16 protein-coding genes and 2 tRNA genes are annotated in these 14,114 nt (G+C 61.4%); 10 read left to right on the forward strand and 8 right to left on the reverse strand.

Translation table 11 applies throughout. The features are described 5' to 3' along the window. The first annotated feature begins 11 nt into the window (after positions 1-11). Positions 12-800 (forward strand): indole-3-glycerol phosphate synthase TrpC, encoded by a 789-nt coding sequence (gene trpC, locus HGI46_RS05465; protein ID WP_168903399.1) that lies wholly within the window; start codon positions 12-14, stop codon positions 798-800. Positions 801-803: 3 nt separating this feature from the next. On the opposite strand, the gene HGI46_RS05470 is transcribed toward trpC, so the two are convergent. Beyond that, entirely contained in the window at positions 804-1,541 is a 738-nt protein-coding gene (locus HGI46_RS05470; protein WP_168903400.1) for a lysoplasmalogenase, read from the reverse strand. Between HGI46_RS05470 and trmFO the strand changes: the two genes are divergently transcribed. Beyond that, positions 1,533-2,900 carry a methylenetetrahydrofolate--tRNA-(uracil(54)-C(5))-methyltransferase (FADH(2)-oxidizing) TrmFO gene (gene trmFO / locus HGI46_RS05475; protein WP_168903401.1) on the forward strand — a complete coding sequence of 456 codons (1,368 nt, stop codon included), beginning with the start codon at positions 1,533-1,535 and terminating at the stop codon, positions 2,898-2,900. The genes HGI46_RS05470 and trmFO overlap by 9 nt on opposite strands. A gap of 4 nt (positions 2,901-2,904) precedes the next feature. Here the strand turns inward: trmFO and HGI46_RS05480 are convergent, their stop codons facing one another. Together HGI46_RS05480 and HGI46_RS05485 are read right to left on the reverse strand one after the other, a co-directional pair. After that, positions 2,905-3,375, reverse strand: coding sequence for an EF-hand domain-containing protein (locus HGI46_RS05480; protein WP_118073771.1), 471 nt, complete (start codon positions 3,373-3,375; stop codon positions 2,905-2,907). A gap of 78 nt (positions 3,376-3,453) precedes the next feature. Next, complete coding sequence (locus tag HGI46_RS05485; protein ID WP_168903402.1) at positions 3,454-4,041, reverse strand: hypothetical protein; 588 nt, start codon at positions 4,039-4,041, stop codon at positions 3,454-3,456. Positions 4,042-4,215: 174 nt separating this feature from the next. On the opposite strand from HGI46_RS05485, the gene HGI46_RS05490 reads away from it, so the two are divergent. The 6 genes from HGI46_RS05490 to HGI46_RS05515 all read left to right on the forward strand — a co-directional run bounded on the left by HGI46_RS05490 (position 4,216) and on the right by HGI46_RS05515 (position 10,054). After that, a complete protein-coding gene (locus HGI46_RS05490) occupies positions 4,216-5,805 on the forward strand; it encodes a TadE/TadG family type IV pilus assembly protein (RefSeq protein ID WP_206065545.1) in 1,590 nt (529 codons plus the stop codon). A 50-nt stretch (positions 5,806-5,855) separates the two neighbouring features. Continuing rightward, complete coding sequence (locus tag HGI46_RS05495) at positions 5,856-6,278, forward strand: hypothetical protein (protein WP_206065546.1); 423 nt, start codon at positions 5,856-5,858, stop codon at positions 6,276-6,278. Further along, positions 6,275-6,727, forward strand: a complete 453-nt coding sequence (locus HGI46_RS05500; RefSeq protein ID WP_118073767.1) for a TadE family protein — start codon at positions 6,275-6,277, stop codon at positions 6,725-6,727. The genes HGI46_RS05495 and HGI46_RS05500 overlap by 4 nt, the downstream gene beginning before the upstream one ends. Before the next feature lie 146 nt (positions 6,728-6,873). Next, positions 6,874-8,793, forward strand: coding sequence for a pilus assembly protein (locus HGI46_RS05505; protein ID WP_277346254.1), 1,920 nt, complete (start codon positions 6,874-6,876; stop codon positions 8,791-8,793). Next, the gene (locus HGI46_RS05510) at positions 8,793-9,383 is read left to right on the forward strand and encodes a TadE/TadG family type IV pilus assembly protein (protein WP_168903406.1); all 591 of its coding nucleotides are present in this window, start codon (positions 8,793-8,795) and stop codon (positions 9,381-9,383) included. Before HGI46_RS05505 ends, HGI46_RS05510 begins: the two co-directional genes overlap by 1 nt. Continuing rightward, positions 9,380-10,054 (forward strand): TadE family protein, encoded by a 675-nt coding sequence (locus tag HGI46_RS05515; RefSeq protein WP_168903407.1) that lies wholly within the window; start codon positions 9,380-9,382, stop codon positions 10,052-10,054. Before HGI46_RS05510 ends, HGI46_RS05515 begins: the two co-directional genes overlap by 4 nt. Positions 10,055-10,111: 57 nt before the next feature. Here the strand turns inward: HGI46_RS05515 and HGI46_RS05520 are convergent, their stop codons facing one another. The 5 genes from HGI46_RS05520 to HGI46_RS05540 form a co-directional block, all read right to left on the reverse strand. Continuing rightward, entirely contained in the window at positions 10,112-11,500 is a 1,389-nt protein-coding gene (locus HGI46_RS05520; RefSeq protein WP_168903408.1) for a pyruvate dehydrogenase complex E1 component subunit beta, read from the reverse strand. A 1-nt stretch (position 11,501) separates the two neighbouring features. Next, on the reverse strand, positions 11,502-12,512 hold the full coding sequence (pdhA, locus tag HGI46_RS05525) for a pyruvate dehydrogenase (acetyl-transferring) E1 component subunit alpha (protein WP_240344938.1): 1,011 nt from the start codon (positions 12,510-12,512) through the stop codon (positions 11,502-11,504). A gap of 362 nt (positions 12,513-12,874) precedes the next feature. Next, positions 12,875-12,951 (reverse strand) — tRNA-Arg (locus HGI46_RS05530). Between the two features lie 62 nt (positions 12,952-13,013). Further along, positions 13,014-13,090 (reverse strand) — tRNA-Arg (locus tag HGI46_RS05535). Between the two features lie 28 nt (positions 13,091-13,118). Next, positions 13,119-13,553, reverse strand: coding sequence for a (deoxy)nucleoside triphosphate pyrophosphohydrolase (locus tag HGI46_RS05540; protein WP_168903409.1), 435 nt, complete (start codon positions 13,551-13,553; stop codon positions 13,119-13,121). 72 nt (positions 13,554-13,625) lie between these two features. Between HGI46_RS05540 and HGI46_RS05545 the strand changes: the two genes are divergently transcribed. After that, positions 13,626-13,808 carry a Flp family type IVb pilin gene (locus HGI46_RS05545; RefSeq protein ID WP_168903410.1) on the forward strand — a complete coding sequence of 61 codons (183 nt, stop codon included), beginning with the start codon at positions 13,626-13,628 and terminating at the stop codon, positions 13,806-13,808. Between the two features lie 100 nt (positions 13,809-13,908). Beyond that, positions 13,909-14,088, forward strand: a complete 180-nt coding sequence (locus tag HGI46_RS05550) for a Flp family type IVb pilin (RefSeq protein WP_168903411.1) — start codon at positions 13,909-13,911, stop codon at positions 14,086-14,088. The last annotated feature ends 26 nt before the right edge of the window (positions 14,089-14,114 follow it).

Here is a 14,114-nt window from a genome sequence, read left to right on the forward strand (position 1 = left end):
GCGCCCCTGCCATGACCGACAAGCTCACTGAAATCTGCGACACCAAGCGCAGCGAAGTCGCCGCCCGCAAGGCCGCTGTCAGCACCAGCGAACTGGCGGCGCGCGCCGCAAAGCAGAGCGCCCCGCGCGGGTTCGAAGCGGCGCTGCGTGTCCGCGCGGAGACCGGTTATGCGCTGATTGCCGAGATCAAGAAGGCCAGCCCGTCCAAGGGCCTGATCCGTGCCGATTTCGCACCTGCCGACCATGCCCGCGCCTATCAGGCCGGGGGCGCGGCTTGCCTCTCGATCCTGACAGACGCGCCCTACTTTCAGGGCCATGAGGACTATCTGGTCGCAGCCCGCGCTGCCTGCACGCTGCCGGTGATCCGCAAGGACTTCATGGTTGATCCCTGGCAGTGCCTTGAGGCGCGCGCCATCGGTGCCGATGCCATCCTGATCATCGCCGCCTGCCTTTCCGACAGCCAGATGGCCGAGATCGAAGCGGCTGCCCGCGAACAGGGCATGGATGCGCTGGTTGAAGTCCACAACGAAGCGGAAATGGAGCGGGCCGCGCGGCTGAAGTCGCGCCTGATCGGCGTCAACAACCGCGATCTCAAGCGCTTCGTCACCGATCTCGGCACGACCGAGCGCCTTGCACCCCTGGCTCCGGAAGGCACCTTGCTTGTTGCCGAAAGCGGCATCAACACCCACGCAGACATCCTTCGCCTCGAAAAGTGCGGCGCACGCACCTTCCTGGTGGGCGAAAGCCTGATGCGGCAGCATGATGTCGAGGCGGCGACCCGCACCCTCCTGCAGGGCTGAACCTCACCGGACGGCAGCGAACTCGCCCCTCGCCCGCAAAGCCGCGATCACGCCGGTGCAGATCAGGAACTGGCCGAAGTAGTAGAGCGGCCAGATCAGCAGCCCCGGGACCGCGCTCTGCGCCAGCGGTCCCATCCGCGCGAAGATCAGCAGGTCCGATGCTACGAACATCGCCGCACCTAGCGCCACGCGACTGCGCGGAAAGTCACTGGCAAATGCGGCCATCGCCATTCCGCCGAGCAGCAGCGCATAGCCCGCAACGTCCATCCGGCCGGAAAGCGCCCACGACAACGCGGGAACGCCGATGAGACAGACCACCGCCACAGCCTTGTCTGATCCTGAAAGGCTGGCGCGCGGGTGGCGCAGATATAGCGCGATTGCGGCAATGTGGCCGGCGAAGAACGCCGCGGCACCGCCGGTGAAGTCCACTTCCAGCACCATGTCGCCAATTGCGCCCAGAGCCATGACGAGCGCAAGCAGGTGGGCGCTGCGCGAGGGATGATGCGCCCAGGCATAGGCCGCGAGCAGGGCAACGCCGGCGCCTTTCCAGACGATCAGCCACAGGCCCGGCACCTGCCCCTTTGCGGCCAGCCAGTAACTCGTTCCGGCAATCAGACTGGCGACGAGCCAGGGCCGTTTCTCTATCAATGCGCGTCCCGGCACCCGGCGTCTTCTCCCTTTGCCCTGCGGACGGTCTTGCCGCAGCGGCGCGGCAATGCCAAGGGCAAGCGCATGACGCATCAGGTCCATATCATCGGCGGCGGCATGGCCGGAAGCGAAGCCGCCTGGCAGCTTGCCCGTCGCGGCGTTCGCGTGCGCCTGTCCGAAATGCGCGGCAGCGGCGACACCACCCCTGCCCACAACGGCGACGGTCTTGCCGAACTGGTCTGCTCCAATTCCTTCCGTTCGGATGATGACGAGAAGAACGCGGTTGGCCTGCTGCATCACGAAATGCGCCAGTGCGACAGCCTGCTCATGGCCGCGGCCGCCAAGGCGCGCGTGCCCGCTGGCTCTGCGTTGGCCGTGGACAGGGATGTGTTCTCGGCGGAAGTCGAAGCCGCCTTGCGCGCGCTGCCGACGCTGGAGATCGTGCGCGAGCGGGTCGATACGCTCCCCGTCGAGGGACTGACGATCGTCGCGACCGGCCCCCTCACCGCCCCCTCGCTTGCCGAAAGCATCGGCGGTGCGACCGGTGCCGATAGCCTTGCCTTCTTCGACGCCATCGCACCGATCGTCTATCGCGATTCAATCGACATGGGCGTGGCGTGGATGGCCTCGCGCTGGGACAAGGGCGCCGAGGCCTCGCTGGCCATGGGTGGCGACGGGCGCGACTACATCAACTGCCCGATGACGCGCGACCAGTACCTTGCCTTCCGCGAGGAACTGCTGGCGGGCGAAAAGACCGAATTCAAGCAGTGGGAAGCCAACACGCCCTACTTCGATGGTTGCATGCCGATCGAGGTGATGGCGGCGCGGGGTGAGGAAACCTTGCGTTTCGGGCCGATGAAGCCGGTCGGGCTCGACAATCCGCATTGGGCCACGCCCGAACATCCCAACGGCCGCTGGCCCTACGCGGTCGTCCAGCTGCGGCAGGACAACAAGCTCGGCACGCTGTGGAACATGGTCGGTTTCCAGACCAAGCTGAAGCATGCCGAACAGGTCCGCGTGTTCCGCACCATCCCCGGTCTTGAGAACGCCGAGTTTGCGCGGCTGGGTGGCTTGCATCGCAACACCTTCCTCAACTCGCCAACGCTGCTCGATCGGCAACTGCGCTTGAGATCGGCGCCGCACATCCGCTTTGCCGGCCAGATCACCGGCTGCGAAGGCTATGTCGAGAGCGGCTCGGTCGGCATGCTGGCCGGGTTGATGACGGCTGCCGAAATCGCGGGACGTACCTGGACGCCGCCTCCGCAGACCACGGCGCTGGGATCGCTGCTGTCGCATATCACCGGCGATGCCGATGCCGAGAGCTTTCAGCCCATGAATGTCAACTTCGGCCTCTTCCCGCCCCTGCACGACGTGAAGAAGAAGGCGCGCAAGGAAGCCTATACCGAGCGGGCGAAGGCGGACATCGCGCCCTGGATCAGCGCACTGGCTTGAGAGTCTATTTGCAAGAGCATTTCTGCTTTGGCTTGGGCTTCACCTTGGGACGCGTCGTGGCGAACTCCTCGCGCGTGAGGAACAGGTCTCCGTTACCGTCGGCCGACTTGAATTTGTCGACAGTGACATAGGCCCATTCTTCGAACGTCAGCAGGTTGTTGCCGTCCTTGTCGAGCTTGCGAAACGCCGATGCGCGCAGGCTCAACATTTCGGTGCGGCTGATCCGGTTGTCCCTGTCCTTGTCGACAAGATTGAACCGGCGGGTCTCCTTGCCGACAGAGGTTGCCTCTGGCGGGGCGACACCGGTGAGCCCTTCGATATCGGCGCTCGGCAGGCTCTCCGGAGCGACAGCGGCTTCGGCAACCGGCAGTGGCGGGGCAGCTCCTCCCCGTGTCTCAGCGCGCCCCTGCCACCAGAATATGCCTGCAGCGCAAAGCATCAGTGCAGCCAGTCCACCGAGCAAGACACGAACCATCTCCGACCCTCCGTCATCAAGGGTCTAACGCCGCAGCGCTATCGCGGCAGGGGTAGATGCTACCGCTTTGGCACGAACTCAGAAGCCCAGCGTTCCGGCGCGGACGACCCGCAGGAATTCGACAAGTCGGCGGCCCTTCCCGAGGTTACCGCCGCTGTCCCTCATGGCAGACAGCACGGCAAGCGGCCTCATCGCCCGCGGCAATGCGCCCCTACGCCCACCGAGGGTTTCCCGACCCGCAAGATGACGTGCATGAGCCTCGATCGCGCCGGTGTCTCGAACGGCGAGCACCTCGGCCAAGGCGAGATAGGCATTGGTCAGCGCCTGAGCGAATTCGTCTTCCTGATCCTCGCCCAGAGCGCGAGCCTCCCAGCTGTCGACCAGACCCACCAGTCGGCCGTGCTGCCCGTTCCACGCCATCAGCGATGCCAGCGCCGGTTCGCTTACCGGCCAAGCCGCGCCGCTCTCCTTCAGGCGATCCCGCCACCATGACAGCCGCAACTGGATCATCAGGGGTTCACGTCCCGGGCGGGCCGTCTCGGCCAGTTTCTGCTCGAGCATGAACAACGCCAGCCACGCCGGGCGCGCCTTGGCAGGAGCATAGGCAAGGGCAATTCTTCGCGAAATATCGAGGGTTTCGGCGGGTTCCGATGGTAACTTCGACATTAAGAAACAACTCTCGCAATTCCCGTATTGTTTAACGGGCCGTCAACCAGATGGCTTCAAGATGAACTTACCACGACAATCTACTTAACGAGTCGCGGGGATTGGCATCGGCAGCCGCCGACGGGATGAGATAACGGTAGCAGCATGCGCTCAGCATTTCGATCACTCTCGGGATTGATCCACCTTTGCAAGCGCCTGGCGCGGCACAAGGGCGGCAATGCGACGCTACTCCTTGCCCTGGGCATGCCCGCGTTCATTGGCGGAGCGGGATTCGCGGTCGATACCGCACAGTGGTACATGTGGAAGCGCGAACTGCAGTTCGCCGTGGACCAGGCCGCTCTGGCCGGCGCGTGGGCCCGAACGCAGAGCGCAACGCGCGCCATCTATTCGGACCGGGCGCTTCAGGAATTCAACGCCAACATATCGACCGTTTCGGACATCACCGTCGGAACGCCTTCGGTCACGTTGTCGAGCTATGCCGGTGGCAGCAACAACAGCGTCACGGTGAGCGCGACGGTTCGCGACACCCTGCCCTTTTCAAGCTTTCTGACCGGAAAAGGCACCACGGTCACGGCATCGGCACAAGCGGCGTACACGGCGGGCACATCTTTCACGTCGTGCCTGCTGGCACTTGATGAAGACGACAGCGGCGCGGTCACGATCGGCGGCACTTCCGTGCTGAAGGCCAAGTGCGGTATCGCGGCCCTTTCGACCTCGGAATCGTCCATTCTGGTTGACGGCAATCCCGACATCGATGCCGGCTGGGTGCTATCCCGCGGCGGCATCGACGAGTGGTTCAGCACACATACGGACGACGAGGTCCACGACTACCTCGAAGGCCTGTTCGATCCCTATGCCAACCTTTCGCCGCCCAACCCGGCCGAGAGCCAGGTGGCGCGCAACTACTACTGCGTGCAGGGCACTACGACCACCCGTGCCGACCGCAACAAGAAGACAACCGTCACCTATACCTACTGGAAGGGTGCGACGTGGCAGACTGCGACTGAGCAGGTCAGCAATAACAAGAACGCCAAGAAGGACTATTCGACCGAGAACAACGACAGCTATGTCATCGTCGAAAACACCGTGGTGGCGGGCACGACCTACACGACCACAGTGGTGTGGACCCAGACCAACAACGGATCGGGAAACAACATCGTCTGGGAAAAGATGGAAACGGTGGTGGCCACGACGCTGTCCAACATCAGCAAGACCACGACCGCCGACTTGGCCTCTGTACTGCCGGGCACATATGCCGGTGGCATCAAGGTGTCCTGCGCTACGGCTTTTGCGCCCGGCGTCTACGTCATTGACGGGGGCGGTGTCGAGATCAGCGGGCAATACGCCGTGGTTGGAAGCGGCGTGATGTTCGTGCTGAAGAATGGTGCGTACATCAAGATCAATGGCGGTTCGAACATTAACCTCACGGCCATTCAAGCTTCGGAACTGGTCAGCCGTGGGGTATCGGAGACGAACGCCAACGCACTTGCCGGCATGCTGGTCTTTGAGGATCGCACCTCAACCGGCACCGACCGCAGCAAGATCAATGGTGACTCTTCTACGGTCCTCAACGGCACGATCTACCTGCCGAACAGCGGCATCGACTTCACGGGGACAGCAAGGGTCACAAGCCAGTGCCTGATGATCGCGGCTGACACGATCACGATTTCCGGCACGGCAAACATGAGCTCATTCTGTCCGCCCGGAGTGACCGAAGACACCGTGGTTGCCAAGGAAGTCAGCAAAGTGAAGCTGATCGTATGATTGCAGCCAGATCACTTCTGAAACGCATCACAATTGACACATGCGGGGCGATGGCCGTGGAGACGGCGATCATCGCCCCGCTCATGGTGTTGTTCAGCCTTGGCGCCTATCAGGTGAGCAGCCTCGTTGCGCGGCAGAGCGAGTTGCAGAGCGCCATGACGCTCGCCGAATCCGTCGCGCTTGCAACTGACCCGGACACGGCCGACGAACTGACCGCGCTCAAGAACGTCGTGATTGCGACCGCCGGGCTGGAGTCCGAACAGGTGAACGTGACGGCCGCCTATCGTTGCAACTCCTCCAACGCCTATGTCGCACTGGAAAGCACCTGCGCGACAGGCGATAATGTCTCACGCTATGTGCAGGTCACGCTGACATCCGATTTCGTGCCGATCTGGACAGAGTTCGGCCTCGGCTCGACCATTTCGCTCCAGGTCAATCGCTATGTTCTTTACGGCCAGAGGACCAAGGCATGACCGCCAAGGGCATGATCAGGGCAATGCGTGCCTTGCTGCGGCAGAAGCAAGGGTCCGTGGTGACGGAGTTTGCCCTTCTCGCGCCCACGATCCTCGCCTTGATGCTCGGCGTCTTCCAGATCGGCATCGGCATGCAGAACTACAACGCGATGCGTTCGGTCGCGTCAGACGTGATGCGCTACGCCGTGGTGAATTATCAGACCGGGAATGAGCTTACCAACGATCAGATCCGATTCTATCTGCGCTCCATCGCGATCAAAAGCCCTTATCTGTTGGAAAGTTCGCGTCTGGCGATCACCGTCACGAATGTTGCCACGCCCCGTATTGCAGGAACGGTCGAGAAAACCGTGACCATGACTTACAGCATCCCGACTGTTCTTTCGTTTATCGGCGTGGATGCATTTCCGATCACATACTCCCAACCCCTTTTCCTGATGGAAAGTACCTGAGGCACAACTGACCAGTCCGATTGCTGCCAAGCACTTGGATTAATCATGCCTTCCACAACATCGCGGGGCTATTTCGGTATTTTAAGACATATTTTACGATGAAAGTTATCCTTGATATTAGGGGTTTCTGCGTAATCGCATAGAATATGTCGTCAGGCGCTCCTCTTTCCCGTTGCCATTCCTGGCTTCGAACGCAGTATCGTTCGACGCTCGACTGCCTGCGCGGTCTCTGCCGGGATGAATCCGGCAATGCCCTGATCATGCTCGCAATCTCTGTCGTTCCGCTGCTTGCGCTGGTCGGCTCGAGCATCGACATGGGTCGCGCATATCTCGTCGAATCCCGGCTTCAGCAAGCCTGTGATGCCGGCGTGCTCGGCGCCCGAAAGGAACTGGGTGCGATCGTCGACTTCGACCCCGACGTCGACGGCGCAGCTGTCGTCAGCAAGGGCACGCGCTTTTTCAACGCGAACTTTGCCGACGGCATCTACAACTCCATCGACAGGGACTTCGTGATGACCCTGGAGGACGATCAGTCCGTCGGAGGCATTGCGTCGGTCATCCTTCCGACCGACATCATGCAGTTCTTCGGCAAGGACGAAATCGCCATATCCGTCAATTGTCGCGCCGAACTCAGCGTGCCGAACACCGACATCATGATGGCCCTCGATGTCACTGGCTCGATGGCCGAAAGCAACCCCGACGACACCTCGCCCAAGATTGCCGTGCTGAAATCGGTGGTGAAGGGCTTCTACGCCACAATGGAAGCCAATCGTCAGCCACAAAGCCGGATTCGTTATGGCTTCGTTCCCTATTCCACGAACGTGAACGTCGGCGGCTTGCTCAAGGACGAATGGGTCGTCCCACAGTGGCGCTATCCATCGCGGACCCTGGTGGGCACGAGCGGAAGCGGCGGGCTTTATGGATACTACAGTGCCGTCTCTCCGGTATCCGGGACCTATCACACAACCACCTCGACATTTGCTGCGACGGAGGCCGGTGGCACATACTCTTGTGCTGCACCGGCAAACACGCTGACGACGTCGACTCAGCTTGTTTCCACGACGACCGCCGCAGTGACCGACCCCTCCGGCACGAGGACGACCTACACTTACAACCGCACGAGGAACGGCAACACCTATTCCGTCTCTCAATCCGGCACGACCTGCACGCTCTCGACGACGACTTATGCGAGCTATGTCGACACCTTCAAGTACATCACCGAGCCCAGTCTCGCCTCGGGCAGCTCCTGGCTCTACAAGGATGTCCTGAGGGACACGAGCGACTGGCGCACGGCGTCGAACGGCTGCATTGAAGAGCGATCGACCTACGAGATCGACGACTACGGCAACGTCGATCTCGATCGCGCGCTCGATCTCGATATCGATACGGTGCCCACCTCCGGCGCTCCCGACACACAGTGGCGGCCGATGTATCCTGCGATGATCTACGAACGTGCCAGGCGTTGGGACGGCTCGGGCAGCTTCACCACCAGCGAGGTCACCACCAACAGCGAGTTCCTTGCTCCTGGCATTGCCGGATTCGCCGCCTGCCCCACTTCAGCGCGCAAGCTGCAGGTGTGGGACCAGAGCGCATTCGACGGCTACATCGACGGCCTGGTTGCCGCCGGCAGTACGTACCATGACATCGGCATGATCTGGGCAGCGCGTCTGCTGTCTCCGAAGGGACTCTTCGCGGCCGAGAATGCCGATGTCTCTGCGCGCCAGAGGACCAGTCGCCACCTGATCTTCCTGACCGACGGGCAAACGTCCTCGCTGGACATCAGTTACAGCTCCTACGGCGTGGAGCCGATCGCACAGCGGCGCTGGAGTCCGACATCGCCGATCACGCTCACGCAGACGATCGAAAAGCGGTTTTCCTTCGTCTGCGAGGAAGTGAAGAAGCGCAACATCACTGTCTGGTTCGTCGCATTCGGCACCGATCTCAACCCGATCATGACCGATTGTGCCGGCAGCGGCCACTACTTCAGCGCGAAGAATGCCGGAGAACTGCAGAATGCCTTCCGGAAGATCGCGCGCTCGATCGGTGACCTGAGACTGGCCCAGTGATGAGACGCAATTTGCACAACCTCGGCACCGATGCGGAAGGCGCAACGGCGGTGGAGTTCGCGCTTGCCTCTCCTGTGCTGGTGCTCCTGCTGATGGGACTCTTCGACATGGGATACTCGGTCTATGCCAACACGATGCTGCAAGGGGCACTGCAACGCGCCGCGCGCGATTCCACCGTCGAGGGAGCAGCAAGCACTTTGACCGTGCTCGATGACGCGGTGAAGTCCGAGGTCCTTCGCGTCGTTCCCGATGCCTCCATCGCGTTTTCGCGCAAGGCCTACGCCAACTTCACGGATATCGGGTTGGAGGAAGACTATACCGACGCCAACGAGAACGGCGTCTGCGATGACGGAGAGCCTTACGAAGACGCCAATGGCAGTGGCACATGGGATCGCGACAGGGGCGCCAATGGCCTCGGCGGGGCGCGCGACGCGGTCGTATATACCGCGACCATGACCTACAACCGCAAGTTCCCGATGGCGTCCCTGATCGGCCTCAGCGAAACGGTGACCAACAGCGCCAGCACGGTGCTGCGGAACCAGCCTTACGATGCCCAGAAGAGCCGGGCAAAACTCGGGAACTGCACGTGAAGCGGATTGTCGAGCGCATCGCTGGGCTGGTCCGCAACACGTCCGGCGTGGCCGCGGTCGAACTCGCGCTCGGGGCGCCGCTCGTGCTTACGCTCGGGCTGTGGGGAGCGGAACTGGGCAATCTTGCCATCACCCACATGCGTGTCAGCCAGCTAGCCATGCAACTGGCCGATAACGGCTCGCGCATCGGTGACGTGTCGATGCTCGAAAACCTCAAGATCTACGAAAGCGACATCAACGACCTGCTGGTCGGCGCCAACATCCAGGCAGGCAAGCTCGATCTGTTCGAGCATGGCCGGGTGGTCATCAGCAGCCTTGAGGTCGTGCCCGGCACCGAAGACACCCAATACATCCACTGGCAACGCTGCAAGGGTAAGCGGAACTTCCAATCGTCATACGGCGGTGAAGGAACAGGAACCGATGGCTCGCTTTCCGGCATGGGACCGGCCGGCGAGGAAGTGACCGCAACCGAAGGCGATGCAGTCATCTTCGTCGAGATCGAGTATGCGTACCAGCCCCTCGTCAGCCAACGCTTCGTGCCCGATGCGGTAGTTCGCACAACCGCAACCTTCAACGTCCGTGCGGACCGGGATCTGACCCAGATCTACCAGCGCAACGGCGCGGCTCCCGACCCCATCGCGCAATGCAATGTCTATAATGGTTACGACTGAATGTGAAAGGGCGCCGGATCGCTCCGACGCCCCTGCACTTTCAGCCGATCTGGCAACTCAGCGGTAGCAGACCTTCCGCACGGCGGCCGCGATCTTGCTGGCGTCGATCAAGGCCAGCTTTTCAAGATTTGCCGCATAAGGCAGCGGCACATCCTCGTCGCACACGCGCAGAACGGGGGCGTCGAGGTGATCGAAGCCCTCCTCCATGCAGATCGCGATGATTTCGGACGCGATGGAGCAGACCGGGAAGCCTTCTTCGGCCACGACCATGCGGTTGGTCTTGGCCAGAGAGGCAAGGACCGTTTCCTTGTCGAGCGGGCGCAGCGTGCGCAGGTCTATCACTTCCGCATCGATGCCCTCGGCGACAAGTGCTTCGGCCGCTTCGAGTGCGAAGCCGACGCCGATCGAGTACGAAACGATCGTCACATCCTTGCCAGGACGGACGATGCGTGCCTTGCCGATCGGCAGCACGAAATCGTCGATCTGCGGCACGTCGAAGGTGCGGCCGTAGACCAGTTCGTTCTCGAGGAAGACAACCGGATCCTCGCTACGGATGGCCGCGCGGAGCAAGCCCTTGGCGTCGGCGCTGTCATAGGGCGCGATGACGACAAGGCCAGGCACGTTGGCATACCACGGGCCGTAGTTCTGGGAGTGCTGCGCACCAACGCGGCTGGCAGCCCCGTTGGGGCCACGGAACACGATCGGGCAGCGCATCTGGCCACCGGACATGTAGTTGGTCTTGGCGGCGGAGTTGATGATGTGGTCGATCGCCTGCATGGCGAAGTTGAACGTCATGAACTCGATGACCGGGCGAAGGCCGCCCATGGCAGCGCCAGCGCCGATGCCGGCAAAGCCGTACTCGGTGATCGGCGTATCGATCACACGCTGCGGGCCGAACTCCTCGAGCAGGCCTTGGGTGACCTTGTAGGCGCCCTGGTACTCGGCCACTTCCTCGCCCATCACGAACACGCGATCATCCGCGCGCATTTCCTCGGCCATGGCATCGCGCAGGGCTTCGCGGACCGTGGTCGGCACCATCGTCGTTCCGGCGGGAAGTTCGGGATCGGCGGCCGGCTTGGCATCGCTCTTGGGCGCGATGGCTGCCGCGGCCTTCGCCTTGGCATCCTGCCCGGCAGGAGCTTCGCTTTGCGCGGCCTTCTGTTCCACCAGCGGCGCGGCTGCAGGTGCCGCATCGGACGAATCGTCTTCGCCCTTGATCGTCGCGATGACGGTGCCGACCTTCACGCCTTCGGTGCCCTCAGCCACCAGAATCTCGCCGATCGTACCCTCGTCGACGGCTTCGAATTCCATCGTTGCCTTGTCGGTCTCGATCTCGGCGAGGATGTCGCCCGATTTCACTTCATCGCCGGCCTTGACCAGCCACTTGGCAAGGGTTCCCTCCTCCATGGTCGGGGAGAGCGCGGGCATCTTCAGTTCGATGGCCATCTCAGTAGTTCTCCACCAGCACGTCGGTATAAAGCTCGGCCACATCGGGCTCGGGCGATGTTTCGGCGAAATCTGCCGATTCGGCGACGACTTGGCGAATGCGCTTGTCGATTTCCTTGATCCTCTCCTCGGTCACGCCGCGCTTGAGCAGCTCGGCCTTGGCACCTTCGATCGGATCGTGATTGTCGCGCATTTCCTGCACTTCCTCGCGACTGCGGTACTTTGCGGGGTCAGACATGGAGTGGCCGCGATAACGATAGGTCTTGAGCTCCATCAGCACCGGACCATTGCCGGCACGGACGTACTCAAGCGCAACTTCCGCTGCCTGACGGACCTCCAGAACGTCCATCCCGTTCACGTCCATGCCCGGGATCCGGAACGCGGTGCCACGGCGATAGAAGTGCGTTTCGGCCGAACCGCGCTTTACCGCCGTCCCCATCGCGTAACCGTTGTTCTCGACCACGAAGATGATCGGCAGCTTCCACAGCGCCGCCATGTTGAAGGTCTCGTAAACCTGACCCTGGTTCGAGGCACCGTCGCCGAAGTAGGCCATGCAGACGCCGCCATCGTTGCGATACTTGTGGGCAAAAGCCAGGCCCGCACCAAGCGGAACCTGCGCCCCGACGATACCGTGCCCGCCGTAGAACTTGTGCTCGGTGCTGAACATATGCATCGAGCCGCCCTTGCCGCGCGAAATGCCCGCGCCTCGGCCGGTAAGCTCGGCCATGATCACCTTGGGATCGATGCCGTAAGCAAGCATGTGGCCATGATCACGATACCCCGTGATCACGCTGTCATGCCCTTCCTTGAGGGCAGACTGGAGACCAACGGCGACAGCCTCCTGCCCGATGTAGAGATGGCAGAAACCGCCGATCAGGCCCAGACCGTAAAGCTGGCCCGCCTTCTCCTCGAAGCGGCGAATCAGCACCATCTGCTCGTAGAACTTGAGCAGTTCCTCATCATTTGCATCGTAACGCTTGTTGTTCGCGTGCGCCTGCTGGAGACTCCGCAGGGCGAAGGCCGCTTCTTCGGCTACGTCGGACGCAATGACCGGTTCAGCCCCGACCACGGCCGTGGTCGCGCGCTTCGCTGCTGGTTTCGTGGCAGATGTAGTGGCTCTGGGCCTCGGGGACTTCGCCAAGTCTGGGTTTCCTTTTCTGGCAGCCTCGGGTTCCGTAGGGTCAGGAACGCTCAGTCGAGCCTATACCGCAGCGCGGCCCGTTCGCAACGCTGTTCGGTGGCTATGAAGCTATTATGGATACCTATGCAAATTCCATGAACCGTTTTGGCTCGCAGTTCGCGGTCGCACAAATGACTTGGCTGCCCGAAACGAAAAGAGCCCGCGAAACGGCGGGCTCTTTCGAGAAACGGTGATGGCGCACCCGGAACGATTCGAACGTCCGACCCTCAGATTCGTAGTCTGATGCTCTATCCAGCTGAGCTACGGGTGCTCACCATCATGTCATGGCCGAACTTGCGTGCAGCCTTCCCGTAACACCTTCCCGAGGAAAGGTGGCGCACCCGGAACGATTCGAACGTCCGACCCTCAGATTCGTAGTCTGATGCTCTATCCAGCTGAGCTACGGGTGCTTGGGAGACGCGCCTTTAGGAGGCTGATTCACCTTTGGCAAGCCCCCAGCAGAGGAATTACCGCTTGGGCCAGCGGAATGTCCAAGGGAGGCATCGACAGACCTGCGAGTTCCTCGGCATCGACCCAGCGGATCGCGCTCCCAGCTTCCTTCGCCACCGCCACACCGTCCCAGACTCGCGTGCCGTAGAGCAGAAGAAGGATTTGCCGCGCGTTCGAACCAAGCGCTTCATACGCAAAGGAAATCGGGAACAGGGCTTCTGCGTCGATCGCAAGGCCGAGCTCTTCGTCGATTTCCCTTACAACCGCTGAGCCAAGGCTTTCGCCCCCTTCGAGCTTGCCGCCAGGAAACTCCCAAAGGCCGCCATGCTGCTTGTTCGCGGGGCGTTGCTGCATCAGCACGCGCCCTTCCTGGTCAAGGATCGCCAACGCGACGACGATCGTGACTGTCGAGAATTTTTCCATTCCGTGCGCCCATCAACCTTTTCTTAGGATTGCCAACGTAGACCAACCTACGCCGCAACCATGGAAACGGAAATGAAGACCCTTCTTCTGAAAATTTTCCGTAACCATAGCGGTGCTACGGCTGTCGAATACGGTTTGCTTATCTCGTTGATCGGACTTGCTGCTACCTTTGGCATGAAGAACTTCACCGAAGCTCTGTATAACCTGTACGTCACTGTAGACGAAGGTACCAAACAAAGAACGAATGCGGATTAACCAATCCTTAGTTTTTTGTAGGTAATACTACGAATGCTCGCTCCGGGGACAAAATGGGGCGGGACGGGAAGAATGAAGCATCACCTCTAGGAGACCGAACATGAAGCTTTTCCGTGACCTGCTCGCCAACAACGAAGGTGCCACCGCGATCGAATACGGCCTGATCGCTGCCCTCGTTGCTGTGGCTGCCATCGGCGCGATGACCTCGCTGGGCAAATCGCTTGACAACACGTTCAAGGACGTTTCCACGGAGATGGGCAAGGCTGAAGCCGCCAACTAAAAGTCGGCTGGTATTTAGAGAATTTG

The sequence above is a fragment of the Novosphingobium sp. ERW19 genome (genome assembly GCF_012641315.1).
In the GTDB taxonomy this organism is placed as follows: Bacteria; Pseudomonadota; Alphaproteobacteria; order Sphingomonadales; family Sphingomonadaceae; genus Novosphingobium.

What these genes read in the sequence shown, in the direction of transcription:
- trpC (WP_168903399.1), top strand. Translation starts at nt 12, where the DNA reads ATGACCGACAAGCTCACTGAAATCTGCGACACCAAGCGCAGCGAAGTC.
- trmFO (WP_168903401.1), top strand. Translation starts at nt 1,533, where the DNA reads ATGACGCATCAGGTCCATATCATCGGCGGCGGCATGGCCGGAAGCGAA.
- HGI46_RS05470 (WP_168903400.1), bottom strand. Translation starts at nt 1,541, where the DNA reads ATGCGTCATGCGCTTGCCCTTGGCATTGCCGCGCCGCTGCGGCAAGAC.
- HGI46_RS05480 (WP_118073771.1), bottom strand. Translation starts at nt 3,375, where the DNA reads ATGGTTCGTGTCTTGCTCGGTGGACTGGCTGCACTGATGCTTTGCGCT.
- HGI46_RS05485 (WP_168903402.1), bottom strand. Translation starts at nt 4,041, where the DNA reads ATGTCGAAGTTACCATCGGAACCCGCCGAAACCCTCGATATTTCGCGA.
- HGI46_RS05495 (WP_206065546.1), top strand. Translation starts at nt 5,856, where the DNA reads ATGGCCGTGGAGACGGCGATCATCGCCCCGCTCATGGTGTTGTTCAGC.
- HGI46_RS05500 (WP_118073767.1), top strand. Translation starts at nt 6,275, where the DNA reads ATGACCGCCAAGGGCATGATCAGGGCAATGCGTGCCTTGCTGCGGCAG.
- HGI46_RS05505 (WP_277346254.1), top strand. Translation starts at nt 6,874, where the DNA reads ATGTCGTCAGGCGCTCCTCTTTCCCGTTGCCATTCCTGGCTTCGAACG.
- HGI46_RS05510 (WP_168903406.1), top strand. Translation starts at nt 8,793, where the DNA reads ATGAGACGCAATTTGCACAACCTCGGCACCGATGCGGAAGGCGCAACG.
- HGI46_RS05520 (WP_168903408.1), bottom strand. Translation starts at nt 11,500, where the DNA reads ATGGCCATCGAACTGAAGATGCCCGCGCTCTCCCCGACCATGGAGGAG.
- HGI46_RS05540 (WP_168903409.1), bottom strand. Translation starts at nt 13,553, where the DNA reads ATGGAAAAATTCTCGACAGTCACGATCGTCGTCGCGTTGGCGATCCTT.
- HGI46_RS05545 (WP_168903410.1), top strand. Translation starts at nt 13,626, where the DNA reads ATGAAGACCCTTCTTCTGAAAATTTTCCGTAACCATAGCGGTGCTACG.
- HGI46_RS05550 (WP_168903411.1), top strand. Translation starts at nt 13,909, where the DNA reads ATGAAGCTTTTCCGTGACCTGCTCGCCAACAACGAAGGTGCCACCGCG.